General features: G+C 74.1%; 10 protein-coding genes. All 10 read right to left on the reverse strand.

Going from position 1 to position 12388, the window contains the following annotated elements; translation table 11 throughout:
* Positions 1-50: 50 nt before the first annotated feature.
* The 10 genes from Plo01_RS03180 to Plo01_RS03225 all read right to left on the reverse strand — a co-directional run bounded on the left by Plo01_RS03180 (position 51) and on the right by Plo01_RS03225 (position 12237).
* Positions 51-968, reverse strand: coding sequence for an alpha/beta fold hydrolase (locus Plo01_RS03180; protein WP_203888949.1), 918 nt, complete (start codon positions 966-968; stop codon positions 51-53).
* Between the two features lie 293 nt (positions 969-1261).
* Positions 1262-1648 carry a RidA family protein gene (locus tag Plo01_RS03185; protein WP_203888950.1) on the reverse strand — a complete coding sequence of 129 codons (387 nt, stop codon included), beginning with the start codon at positions 1646-1648 and terminating at the stop codon, positions 1262-1264.
* A 158-nt stretch (positions 1649-1806) separates the two neighbouring features.
* The gene (locus Plo01_RS03190; protein WP_203888951.1) at positions 1807-3396 is read right to left on the reverse strand and encodes an RsmB/NOP family class I SAM-dependent RNA methyltransferase; all 1590 of its coding nucleotides are present in this window, start codon (positions 3394-3396) and stop codon (positions 1807-1809) included.
* A 6-nt stretch (positions 3397-3402) separates the two neighbouring features.
* Positions 3403-4332, reverse strand: a complete 930-nt coding sequence (gene fmt / locus Plo01_RS03195; RefSeq protein WP_203888952.1) for a methionyl-tRNA formyltransferase — start codon at positions 4330-4332, stop codon at positions 3403-3405.
* A 5-nt stretch (positions 4333-4337) separates the two neighbouring features.
* On the reverse strand, positions 4338-4886 hold the full coding sequence (gene def / locus Plo01_RS03200) for a peptide deformylase (RefSeq protein WP_203888953.1): 549 nt from the start codon (positions 4884-4886) through the stop codon (positions 4338-4340).
* Positions 4887-4905: 19 nt separating this feature from the next.
* Positions 4906-6306: a hypothetical protein gene (locus Plo01_RS03205; protein ID WP_203888954.1), complete on the reverse strand. Its 1401-nt coding sequence runs from the start codon at positions 6304-6306 to the stop codon at positions 4906-4908.
* A 40-nt stretch (positions 6307-6346) separates the two neighbouring features.
* Entirely contained in the window at positions 6347-7987 is a 1641-nt protein-coding gene (locus Plo01_RS03210) for a hypothetical protein (RefSeq protein WP_239315838.1), read from the reverse strand.
* Positions 7988-8036: 49 nt separating this feature from the next.
* Positions 8037-10253 (reverse strand): primosomal protein N', encoded by a 2217-nt coding sequence (locus Plo01_RS03215; protein ID WP_203888955.1) that lies wholly within the window; start codon positions 10251-10253, stop codon positions 8037-8039.
* A gap of 246 nt (positions 10254-10499) precedes the next feature.
* Positions 10500-11687, reverse strand: coding sequence for a methionine adenosyltransferase (metK, locus tag Plo01_RS03220; RefSeq protein ID WP_203888956.1), 1188 nt, complete (start codon positions 11685-11687; stop codon positions 10500-10502).
* A 181-nt stretch (positions 11688-11868) separates the two neighbouring features.
* A complete protein-coding gene (locus tag Plo01_RS03225) occupies positions 11869-12237 on the reverse strand; it encodes a hypothetical protein (protein WP_203888957.1) in 369 nt (122 codons plus the stop codon).
* Between the last annotated feature and the right edge of the window lie 151 nt (positions 12238-12388).

Raw genomic sequence — 12388 nt, forward strand, 5'->3', positions numbered from 1 at the left:
TTCGTCCCGGCGCCCCCTCCGGAGCGCCGGGGCGGGATTGCGGGGCAGGATCATCGGCGGACGGCCGAGGCCGCCTCGGCCCGCCGGACGAGATCGGCGATGCGCGAGGATATCTCGGGCCACAGCGCACGGGGCAGATCGTGTCCCATGCCGTCGATCACCACGAGTTCGGCGCCCGGGACGGCCTCCGCGGTCGCCCGCCCGCCGCTGACGTCGCACATGGCGTCGTCGGCGCCGTGGATCACCAGCGTGGGCGCCGCGACCGACCTGAGCCGGGCCGTCCGGTCTCCCGAGGCGATGGCCGCGATGCCCTGGCGCGCCGCGCCGAGGGGATCGTAGGCCCGGTCATAGGCGCGCCCGGCACGTTCGCGCACCCCGGCTTCGTCGGGCTCGAAGCCGGGTGATCTGACCACCCGGGAGACCCTGACCATCTGTTCGATCACCTCTTCGCGGGTCGCGGGCGGCCGCCCCGCCATCGCGGCCAGCGCCTCGGGCCGCGGCCGGCCCACGGAGGGACCGCCGGTGGTGGACATCATCGACGTCAGCGACCGGACCCGGGCGGGATGTTCGATCGCGATCATCTGGGCGATCATCGCGCCCATCGAGGCTCCCACGATGTGGGCGCTGTCCAGCCCGAGCGCGTCGAGCAGGCCGACCGTGTCGGCCGCCATGTCGGACAGGGTGTAGGACGCCGAGGACGTGTCGCCCGCCAGCGCCGCCGCCAGATCGGGCGCCGGCGCGTCGTGGAAGTGCGAGGACAGCCCGGCGTCGCGGTTGTCGAACCGGATCACCTGCAGGCCGCGGGCGACGAGCCCCGCGCAGAAGTCATCGGGCCAGTTGATCATCTGCGCGGCGACACCCATCACCAGCAGCACGGGCGGCGACCGGAAATCACCGAAGCGCTCGTACGCCACTTCGATTTTCGACGGGCCGACATTCAGTGCCTTCTCCGGGCTCACAGGCGCCATCTCCCCTCCGCGGAACGGAGAAATGACGGTACCAGGACAGCTGACGCAAATACAGTTTTAAAAAACAAATCGAACCGGCGACCGATTGCGGCCATCTCCAAGAAAACAAGGAAACCGTGTCGTATACTGGGGCCGGGAAAGCCGCCTGCCGAATATGCCGGCCCAGCGGCACGACCGGTGGTCCGGGCGGATGTCCACGCCGGCCGGCACCGGCGGGGAGCACCGCGGCCGTGACGGCGCGGCCCGTCCCTCCACGGATACAACCCGTCGAGCGAGCGACCGATTCTCCCTGCTCAGGCCGCCGCCATCACCTCGATCTCCACCAGCCAGCCCTCGGCGAGCGTCTGCGCCACGATTGCCGTCGTGGGCACCCGCCGCCCGCCCAAGGCCGCCATCCGGGCCTTGGCATTCGCCTCGGCGCAGGAGGGATCGCGCAGGTAACTCGTGAGCCTCACGATGTTGTCCACGCTCATGCCCGCCTCCGCGAGGATTACCCGGAGATTCCTCCAGATGAGATCGAGCTGTCCTTCGAGCGTCGTCGCCGGGATGCCGCCGGAATCCAGCCCCATGGTCCCCGCGACGAACAGAAAACGAGACGGATTTCGCACTTCGATCGCGTGCGCGTAATCATCGGTGGCGGGGTAGACACCCTCGGCGGGGTTGTGAACGATCATCTCCATGACGGCCACCCTTTCCCGCCGCAGAACCCGCCTCCAGAGCCAAACCGGCACGATTGGCCCCCACCGCGACCGTGGCGCGCCGTACCGGTGAGGGGTGACGCGCCGTACCAGGAGCGACGCGGTACCAGTGGGTGGCGGCGCGCCGTGCCGTCGGGTGGTCAGCGGCGGCGGAGCAGGGCGAGGAACATGGCGTCGGTGCCGTGGCGGTGCGGCCAGAACTGGGCGTACGGGCCGTCGCCCAGGTCCTTGACCTCGGGGAGGTAGGGACGGGCGTCGAGGGCCTCGGCGTCGTCGCGGTCCCGGAGGACGTCGCCGACCACGGTGACGGTCTCGGCCAGGTGCGGCGAGCAGGTCACGTAGGCCACCACCCCGCCCGGACGGACGGCGTCGAGCGCGGACGCCAGCAGGGCCCGCTGGAGCCCGCCCAGCTCGGGGAGGCTCCGGGGGTCGCGGCGCCAGCGGGACTCGGGGCGGCGGCGCAGCGCGCCCAGGCCGGTGCAGGGGGCGTCCACCATGACCCGGTCGAAGGCTCCGGGCCGCCAGGCCGGGACCGTGCCGTCGGCGGTGATCACCCCGGCCTTCCGGGTGGTCTGCCAGACCAGGCGGGCACGGTGGTGCTGCAGCTCGGCGGCGAGGAGGCGGGCCCCGCCGGGGAAGGGCTCCGGACGGGCGGCGGCGCCGTCGCGGGTGGAGCGGGCGGCGACGTCGCCGTGGGTGGCGAGGGCGTCCAGGAGACCCGCCTTGCCGCCCGGCCCGGCGCACATGTCGAGCCAGCGGGCGTCGCCGCCGGTCACCGGGACGCGGGTGAGGGCGAGCGCGACGAGCTGGCTGGCCTCGTCCTGGACGGCGGCGCGGGACTCGGCCACGGCCGGGATCGCGCCGGGGTCGCCCTCGGGCAGGTAGGCGGCGTACGGGGAGAACTCGGCGGGCTGGGCGCCGGAGTCGAGCAGTTCCTCCACCGAGGTCCGGCCGGGCCGGGCGACCAGGGTCACCCGGGGCCGTTCGTTGTCGGCGGCCAGCAGGGCGGCCGTCTCCGCGAAGTCCCCGCCGACGGCGTCGCGGAGCGCGGTGACGATCCACCGGGGGTGGCTGTGCGCCACGGCCAGGTGGCCGATCGGGTCGTCGGCCGGATCCGGGGCCACGATCGGGATCCACTGCTCCAGGGAGCGGGTGGAGACCTTGCGGAGCACCGCGTTGGCGTACTTCGACGGGCCGATGCCCACCCGGAGCCGGACCAGGTCGACGGTCGTGCCGACGGCGGCGTGCGGGGGGACGCGGGTCTTGAGCAGCTGGTGCACGCCGAGGCGGACGGCGTCCAGCAGCGGCGGGTCGAGGTCCTCGGGGGCCCGGTCGCTGCAGGCGGCGATGATCTCGTCGTAGGTGCCCAGGCCGCGCAGGGTGCCGTAGGCCAGCTCGGTGGCCAGGCCCGCGTCACGCCCCGACAGGCCGCGCTCGCGCAGCAGCGCCGGCATCAGCAGGTTGGCGTAGGCGTCCCGCTCGTCCACGGCGCGCAGCAGGTCGTAGGCGGTGTTGCGGGCCTCGTCGTGGACCGGCTTGGGCGGGCGCCGGTCCCGGCCGCCGGACGCGCCCTGCCTCCGGCCGCCCCCCGCGGTCCCCCGGCGCTCGCCGGAACCACCCGCGCCCTGACCACGGCCACCGGAACCACCCGCGGCGCCCGATCCTCGGCCGCCACCGCCGCCACGGCCTCCGCCACGCGGGGCGGATCCGCCGTTCCCCCGATCACCCATGATTCGTCAGACCAGCCGATCCTCGCCGGTGGGCCGCACACCGCGAGCCCACTCTCCCGCGGTCATCAGGCGCTTGCCCTGCGGCTGCACCTCGCCCAGCTCGACCGGGCAGGTGGCCGTGCCGACCAGGACGGAGTTCTTCGACACCGCCATCTCTCCGGGGGCGAGGGCCGGGGCCTCGGGGGCCAGCCGTACCGGGCCGAGCTTGACGCGCTGGCCGCGGAACTCGGCCCACGTGCCCGGGGCGGGCGTGCAGGCGCGGATCAGGCGGTCCACCCGCATCGCGGGCGCGGACCAGTCGATCCGGGCGTCCTCGACGTTGATCTTCGGTGCGTGGCTCACCCCGTCGGCGGGCTGCGGCCGGGCCTCCAGCGTGCCGTCCTCGATGCCGTCCAGGGTCGCGGCCAGCAGCCCGGCGCCCGACTCGGCCAGCCGGGCGAGCAGCTCGCCGCTGGTGTCGGCGGCGCGGACCTCCTCGGTGACCATGCCGTAGACGGGACCGGCGTCGAGCTCCTTGACGATCTGGAACGTGGTCGCCCCGGTGATCTCGTCGCCGTGCAGTACGGCGTGCTGCACGGGGGCCGCCCCCCGCCACGCGGGCAGCAGCGAGAAGTGCAGGTTGACCCAGCCGTGGCGGGGGATGTCCAGCGCCGCCTGCGGCAGCAGGGCGCCGTAGGCCACCACCGGGCAGGCGTCCGGGCCGATCTGCTTCAGCCGCTCCAGGAACTCGGGATCACCCGCCTTCGCCGGCCTGAGCACCTCGATGCCCGCCTCCTCGGCCAGCTCGGCGACCGGGCTCGGGTGGACCTTGCGGCCCCGGCCCGACGGGGCGTCCGGGCGGGTGACGACGGCGAGGACCTCGTGGCGCGGCGAGTCGAGCAGCGCGCGCAGCGAGGGCAGGGCGGTGTCCGGGGTTCCGGCGAAGACCAGGCGCACGGTTCCTACAGAGCCTTCCCGTGGGTGGCGTGCGGGGAGAACTTGACGACGGGCGCGGCCATGCCGCTCCACTCGGCCTGGCGGATCTCCTTCATCGCGAGCTTGCGCTGCTGGGAGTCCATCCGGTCGATGAACAGCACGCCGTCCAGGTGGTCGGTCTCGTGCTGGAAGCAGCGGGCCATGAGGTCGGTGCCCTCGAGGGTGACGGGCTCGCCGTGCATGTCGAAGCCCTTGGCCACCGCGCGGATCGCCCGGGGGGTGGGGTAGGTCAGGCCGGGGAAGGACAGGCAGCCCTCCTCGCCCTCCTCGTCCATCTCGTCGGACAGGTCGAGGTTCGGGTTGATCAGGTGCCCGAGCTGGTCGTCCACGTAGTAGGTGAAGACCCGCAGGCCGACCCCGATCTGGGGCGCGGCCAGACCGGCTCCGGGCGCGTCCAGCATGGTGTCGGTGAGGTCCTTGACGAGCTTGCGCAGCTCCTTGTCGAAGTCCTTGACCGGCTCGGCCGCGGTGCGCAGCACCGGATCGCCGAAGAGACGGATTGACTGAATGGCCAACAGGGCTCCTTCCCGAGGATCATCCCAGTCTACGGGCCTGGCGGGAGCGGGCCTTCATCGCCGCCTTCCGCGCGGCTTTGGCCACGGCGGCGTCGGCGTGGTGGGCGCCGAGCATCTCGAGCACCGCGATCCGGTCGGGGTGCTCGACCACGGCCATCTCCTCGACCATGCGGACCAGGTCCTCGCCCGGCTCGATCGCGCCGAACTCGCCCATCCCCTCGGGGGCCTTGCCCAGGTGGATCAGCGAGGCCAGCGTGTCGACCGCGAGCCAGGTGTTGTCGGCCGGGGTGAGCGCCGGGGCGGGCAGGTCGCGGATGTGCAGCCAGGAGGCGGCGTAGCGCCACATGACGGGCTCGCCGAGCGCCTCCCGGAAGGGGATCTCGGCCTCGGGCCCCAGCTCCTCCAGGATCGTGCCCACGGTGCCGCGCTGGCCGGCCGTGCCGGACGAGGCGATCTTGAGCAGGTCGCGGGCGGCGGTCTCGGCGGAGCGGGACTCCAGCCACACGGTGACGGCGCTGGGCGGGACGGAGCCCGCGACCATCGCCTCGACCAGCTCGGCCGCGCCGAAGTCGGCGAAGACGGCGACCTCGGCCCCGGTGGGCGCGTCGTGCCCCTCCCGCATCAGGTCCTGGCGGACGGCCCACACGCCGAGCGGGGTCAGCCGGTGCCAGCCCGCCGCGGCCGGCTCGACCAGCCCGCAGTAGCGCAGCAGCGCGAGCGCGCCCTCCAGCTCGGCGGGCAGGCGGGCGGTCAGCTCCCGCATCTGCGCCGGGCGGGCCTCGCAGGCCACCTCGTGCGACTGGAGGATGCCCTTGACCAGGGTGGCGTGGGAGAGCCCCTCGTTCACGGCGTACATCGTCGCGAGCATCTCGGCGAGGTGCTCGTCCACCACGGCGGACCCGGTCAGGCTCTCGTCGGCGCGGTCCAGGACGTCCATGACCACGCCGTCCCAGAACTCCAGGAGCGCCGTGGCGGGCAGCTCGGCGGAGAGGGCCAGCGGCCCGGGCGAGGCGACGCCCCGGGAGATCCGCAGCATGCCGGTGTTGACCGCGACGACCCAGAGCAGGTGGAGCCGGTCCGGGCCGGAGAGCCCGAGCTCGGCGGCGGCCCGGACGGGGTCGGGCAGCAGGCACTCGGGGGTCACCTCGCGGGTGCCGGTCCACGCCACCAGCCGCTGGACGTCGGCCACCAGCGGGACCCGCGGCACGGCGCGGGCGAGATCGGCGTCGGAGGCCAGGTCGACCGGGGGGAAGCTCAGCGCCTCGCTGTCGCATCCGGGGCAGTCGCAGTCGCCGTCACCGGCGACGGAGTCGTCGAGAACGGCCGCGCGCGCCTCGGGAGGCGCGATCCCCAACTCGTCGACCAGCCTCCGCAACGCACCGAGATCGAAGACGTTGCCGGTGTTCCCGCTCTTTGCCACCCGTGAAACTTACTCCACAGGAGCCCCGCGGATGTACGGCTCAGCCGATGGCGCGCGAACGCGCCTTGAATGCTGCTTTCCGTGCTGCCTTGGCCACGTTCTGGTCCGGGAGAGAACGCCCCAGAAGCTCCAGAACCTCCACCACGTCGGGATGGTCCACCCGCCACATCTCCTCGATCACGTGCGCGGGAGGACCGGAGACCGCCATGTTCTCGCTGAACGACTCCGGGTCGTCCTCGGCCGCCGGCAGCGCCAGGGCGAGCATGTCCACGCTCATCCAGAGCACCTCGGCCTCGGTGAGGCTGGGGGCCGCCAGCCCCCGGGCGGACAGCCAGTGGATGGCGTGCGGGCGCAGCTCGGGCTCTCCCAGGACGCCGCGGACCGCCTCCTCCGCCTCGGGGCCGAGCCGGTCCACGACCGTCACCGCGATGCCCCGGGCGGTCGCGGGAGCGCCCGAGACCGCCCCGAGGAGCTCGGCGGCGGCCGCGGCGGCGGTCCGGCGGCTCAGCCAGTTCTCGATGTCGGCCTCGGCCGCCTCCAGCGGCACTCCGGACAGCAGTCCCTCGATCAACGCGGCCGCGTCGGCGTCGGCCAGGTCGGCGGCCTCGGGGGCGTCCAGGCGCAGGCGGAGGTAGAGCTGGCGCAGTCCCCAGACCGCCAGGGGGGTCAGCGCCAGCGCGTCGTCCCTGCGCTCGACCAGCCCGCAGCGGACCATCCGCCGCACGGCCTCGTCGAGGTCGAGGTCCTCCTCCTCGGCGAGCAGACCGATCTCGTCCAGGTACTCCATGACGAGGTCGGTCGAGAGCGGCGCCTGCAGCCGGTAGAGCATGTCGCACAGGCCGTACAGCTCCCCGTCGAAGACCTCCCAGCCGGTGACCGCCCCGCCGGTCCCCCCCTCGACGAGGAACTCCACCGTCTCGGCCCACACCTGGAGCGGGTCGCGCTCCTCGGCGTCGAAGGCGGCCCCGCCCTCCAGCACGACCAGGCCGGTGCGCACCGCCAGCTCCCACAGCAGGACCGGGTCGGGGACGGCGAGCTGGGTGGCCGCCTCGGCGGCGTCGCGGGCGCGCAGGCGGCCCTTGAGGGTGGGGGTGCGGCCGCCGGCCAGCATCCACTGGACCAGGCGGCGGGCGTCGGTCAGCAGCGGCACCCGGAGGGCCGCCTCGGCGAGCGCGTCGCGGGGCGCCAGCCGCACCGGGGGAAGGGGGGCGCAGCCCGGGCAGTCGCAGGGTTCCGCGCCGGACTCGCCCTCCGGGGCCGGCCGGCCGTCCTCCAGCGTGTCGGCGCCCATCGCGCTGAACAGGCTCTTGGCCATGCCGAACCGGGTGGTGTCGGCCAGGGCGATCGGCATCTCGGGCTCGGCCCGGTCGATGGTGGCACGCATGCGCGCGGCCATCTTGCCGCCGATCTCCTCGGTCGAGAGGAGGAAGTCGACGAGGGTGCGGGCCGCCGCGATCGTCTCGGAAGCGCTTTCCGGCGGGGCGATGACCTTGCGGGGGTAGATGTCGAGCAGCAGTTCCTCGAAAGTGTCCTCGCTGAAATCGCCCAGGTGGTCGACTCCCAGGTAATCGCTCGCGTAGTCGCAGAGCAGCCGTATCTCGTCCACGTCGACGCGCAGGCCGTTCGCCCGTCCCCACGCACGCAGATCGTCTATGGCCTGATTCACCCATTCGATCGACACAGGGAGAAATTAACGGCTTACTGTCAGCGCCGCGAATCGGGGAAACGGCTCAAATGGTGTCCAGCGGGTCAATGCATACCTTGATCACCTCGTCCGCCTTACGCGCCGAGCGGACCCCGGAGGCCCCCTTCAGCGCCGCGGCGAGCGCCGCTCCCGCCGCCCACGGCACCCGCACCAGGGCGCGTTCCCGCACCTGGTCGTCCCTGGAGGGCTCGACGGGCACGGGTCCGAGGACCTGCGCCCCCTCGGGGAGGGTCAGCTCCCCCAGCATTTCCCGGACCGCCGCCGCGGACCCGGTGAGGGTGGCCATTCTCACCGCCGGGGGGAAACCGAGTTCTGTCCTGTCGGCCAGTTCTCGCTCGGCATGGGTGACCGGATCCCAGCGGACCAGCGCCTGCACGGGAAGGAGCGAGGAGTCGGCGAGCACGACGATCTCGGCCCCGGGCCGCAGCAGGGCGGCGGCGTTCATCCAGCGGCGCAGCGTCTCCTCGGCGACCCTCAGGTCCGGGCGGCCGAGCAGGGCCCACCCGTCCAGCAGCACCCCGGCGGCGTACCCGCCCTCGGGCACCGGCTCGGCCCCCGGCGTGGCCACCACGAGCGCCCGGCCGGACCCGACCGCGGCCAGCACGCCGTCCTTCCCCGACGTCTTGACCGGGACCGAGGGGAAGGCCCGCCCGAGCTCCTCGGCCGTACGGCGGGCGCCGACCACCCGCGCCCGCACCCGCGTCCCGCCGCACGCCTGGCACCGCCACTGCCCGGCGATCCGCCCGCACCAGCGGCAGTACGGCACCGCGTGGCCGCCGCGCAGCGCGAGCGGTCCCGCGCAGCTCCCGCACCGGGCCGGGGCCCGGCAGGTCTGGCAGGCCAGCGCGGGCAGGTATCCCCGCCGGGGGACCTGCACCAGGACCGGGCCGTCCTCCAGGCCGGCCTTCAGCACCCGCCAGGCGAGGCTGGGCAGCCGGGCCGCCCGCGCGGCCGCGTCCCTGGCCAGCTCGGCGTCGTCGCCGGCCGGGCGGACCCGGGGAGCCCTGGCCCGCACCGTCTCGCGGGCCGCGGTGATCGGACCGGCCCAGCCGGTGGCGACCAGCCGGGTGGCCTCCGCCGTCCGCGCGTATCCGCCGACGAGCAGGCCCGCGCGGCCGTGGTGGGCGCGCAGCGCGAGGATCTCCCTGGTGTGCGGGTACGGCGCCAGCTTCACGGAGTGGAGGTCGTCGCCGTCGTCCCAGACGACCGCCAGGCCGAGGTCCCGGACCGGCGCGAACGCCGCCGCCCAGGTGCCGACGGCCACCCGGACCTCTCCCCTGGAGACCTTGAGCCACCGCCTGTAGCGTTCGGCCGGGCCCAGCCCCGCGGTGAGCGCGACATGCTCCCCCGGTCCCAGGACGGCGCTCAGCGCCGCGTCGGCCAGCACCACGTCCTTGCCGTCGGGCACCACCACGAGCGCGCCCCGGCCGCCGCGCAGCGTCTCCCGCACGGCCACGGCCACGGCCGCCGGCCACTCGGGCCCGTCCGCGCCGGTCCCGGGCAGCGCCGTCCACACCGCCCGCGGCGCGCGCCCCTCGGCCAGCGCCGCGAGGAAGGCCGCGCCCTCCCGGTAGGCCGCCCACGGCCCCGGCTCCCCGGCGGCCGCCGCACCGCCCGTTTCCGGCCCGTCCGCCCCCTCGCAGGCCGGCTCGTCCACCGGCGCGGAGGACCCCGGGGCGGAGGATCCGGCCCCCGGGGCGCAGGACCCCGGCGCGAGCGCGGGGACCGCGCGCTCCTCGGCCTCGACCCTGGCGTGACGCGGCGGGACGGCCAGGCGCAGGACGTCGGCCATGGTCCCGGCGTAGCGGTCGGCGACGGCCCTGGTGAGGAGGGCGATCTCCGGGGAGAGCACCGGCTCCGGGGAGACGACCCGCTCCAGGCGCGCGAGCGCGCCCTCGTGCTCGCTGACCTCGACCCGCTCCAGCAGGAACCCGTCGACGAGCTTCCCGGCGAACCTGATGCGGACCCGGCAGCCCGGGACGGCCTCGGCGTCGAGCGGGGCGGGGACGAGATAGTCGAACGGCCGGTCCAGATGGGGCAGCGGGGTGTCCACCGCGACCCGCGCGACCGGCAGCACGGCGGCGGTCTCCGGCACGCCCTTGGCCGGGGCCGCCTTCGCCGGGCCCGCGGCCCGCCCTCCGCGACCGGCGGGCCGCCGCTCCGCGGGCCCGGCCGGGGCCGGGCGCACGGAGGCGAGCGGCAGGAGGGCGCCGTCGTCTGGGGAGGGGGTCGAGTGAGCCACCCACCTGTCCTACCAGATGCGCGCGGGCACTCCCGCCCACTCGCGACGGGGCCCGCGGACGCGCGAGAGCGCGCTGCGGACGCGCGGGCCCGACCGGCGCGCGAATGCCCGGCCGCCTCCAGAACGACGGCCGACGGCCACGCTGAGGACGCTCAGGGGCATCCGCGGACGCTCACGGCGCTCCGGCGCGGAACGGCGACCGCCCCCGGGAGACGGCTCCCGGGGGCGGTCGTGAACGGCTCGGGGTTACAGACCGGCGGCGGTGCGCAGGGCCTCGGCGCGGTCGGTGGCCTCCCAGGAGAACTCCGGACGGCCGAAGTGGCCGTAGGCGGAGGTCTCCGAGTAGATCGGGCGGAGCAGGTCGAGGTCGCGGATGATCGCGGCCGGGCGCAGGTCGAAGACCTGGAGCACGGCGTCCTGGATCTTGGTGATGTCGACCTTCTCGGTGCCGAAGGTCTCCACGAACACGCCGACCGGGTGCGCCTTGCCGATGGCGTAGGCGACCTGGACCTCGGCGCGGTCGGACAGGCCGGCCGCGACGATGTTCTTGGCGACCCAGCGCATGGCGTAGGCGGCCGAGCGGTCGACCTTGGACGGGTCCTTGCCGGAGAAGGCGCCGCCGCCGTGCCGGGCCATGCCGCCGTAGGTGTCGACGATGATCTTCCGGCCGGTCAGACCGGCGTCGCCCATCGGGCCGCCGATCTCGAAGCGGCCGGTCGGGTTGACCAGCAGCCGGTAGCCCTCGGTCTCGATGTCCAGGCCCGCGAGGACCGGGTCGACCACGTGCTCCTTGATGTCCGGAGCGAGCATCTCCTTGAGGTCGATCTCCGAGGCGTGCTGGGTGGAGACGACCACCGTGTCGAGGCGGACCGGGCGGTCGCCGTCGTACTCGATGGTGACCTGGGTCTTGCCGTCGGGGCGCAGGTAGGGGACGGTGCCGTCCTTGCGGACCTGCGACAGGCGGTGGGCCAGGCGGTGCGCCAGCGTGATCGGCAGCGGCATCAGCTCCGGGGTCTCCCGGCAGGCGTAGCCGAACATGAGGCCCTGGTCGCCCGCGCCCTGCCGGTCGAGCTCGTCGGTGTCGCCCTCCTCCCGGTGCTCGTAGGCGTCGTCGACGCCCTGGGCGATGTCGGGGGACTGCGCGCCGATGGACACCGAAACACCGCAGGAGGCGCCGTCGAAGCCCTTGTGCGAGGCGTCGTAGCCGATCTCGAGGATCTTCTCCCGGATCAGGCCCGGGATGTCGACGTAGGTCTCCGTCGTCACCTCTCCGGCGACGTGGACCTGACCGGTGGTGATCAGCGTCTCGACCGCGACGCGGCTCTTGGGGTCGCCCTTGAGCATGGCGTCGAGAATCGCGTCACTGATCTGGTCTGCGATCTTGTCCGGGTGGCCCTCGGTGACCGACTCGGAGGTGAACAGGCGACGGGACAAGTCAGGGCTCCTCATGCAGCGGCTGCTGGCGGGTGGTGTCCGGCGCGGGGGCACCGGTAGCGTTCCGCCGAAGTCTAGCTCCACCTGGAGCGGCGTGGCCAAACCGCCGCGAATCCGAGCACGATTCCGTACTCGGGCGCGGCGGCCCGCGTGTCGCGGCGCGGGACGGGACGGTCCGGAGTCACAGGTGGGGAAGCGGATCGGGGGGCAGCGTCTCGGGGGCGAAGACCTCGGCGTCGGCGGCGCGGACCACCGCTCCGTACTCCTCGTCGATCTCGAACACCATGCCGCCGAACTCGATGATCGCCCCGGCGGAGAACTCCACCGGACCGAGCCGGGTGCGCCGGGCGTGGGTGGCGTAGACCGAGGACGGCATGTCGCGGTCGAAGCGCTCGGTGGAGAGCACGGAGATCGTCCTGTCGGTGACCACGATCAGGAAGGTCACCATGTCCGGCGAGCCCACCGAGAGCGCGGGGAGGATGTAGCAGATGTCCTGATCTGCGGGGAGCAGGGCTCGGCAGCGCGCTCTGACGGCGGCGGGCACCGGCATGATCAGACCCCCTGGCAGCGCGTTCCAGGTCGTTTCGGACGCAGTATCCGTCGGCGGAGGATCTCCGGCAAGCGAAGCGGCCGAAGAGACCGGGCGGGCGGCGCGCGGGGATCCGAGGGCGGGCGCGTCCTCGCGCCGCCGGAGGAGGACC

This window comes from Planobispora longispora, assembly GCF_016863135.1.
Taxonomy (GTDB): domain Bacteria; phylum Actinomycetota; class Actinomycetes; order Streptosporangiales; family Streptosporangiaceae; genus Planobispora; species Planobispora longispora.

What these genes read in the sequence shown, in the direction of transcription:
- Plo01_RS03190 (WP_203888951.1), bottom strand. Translation starts at nt 3,396, where the DNA reads ATGGGTGATCGGGGGAACGGCGGATCCGCCCCGCGTGGCGGAGGCCGT.
- Plo01_RS03225 (WP_203888957.1), bottom strand. Translation starts at nt 12,237, where the DNA reads ATGCCGGTGCCCGCCGCCGTCAGAGCGCGCTGCCGAGCCCTGCTCCCC.
- Plo01_RS03180 (WP_203888949.1), bottom strand. Translation starts at nt 968, where the DNA reads ATGGCGCCTGTGAGCCCGGAGAAGGCACTGAATGTCGGCCCGTCGAAA.
- Plo01_RS03185 (WP_203888950.1), bottom strand. Translation starts at nt 1,648, where the DNA reads ATGGAGATGATCGTTCACAACCCCGCCGAGGGTGTCTACCCCGCCACC.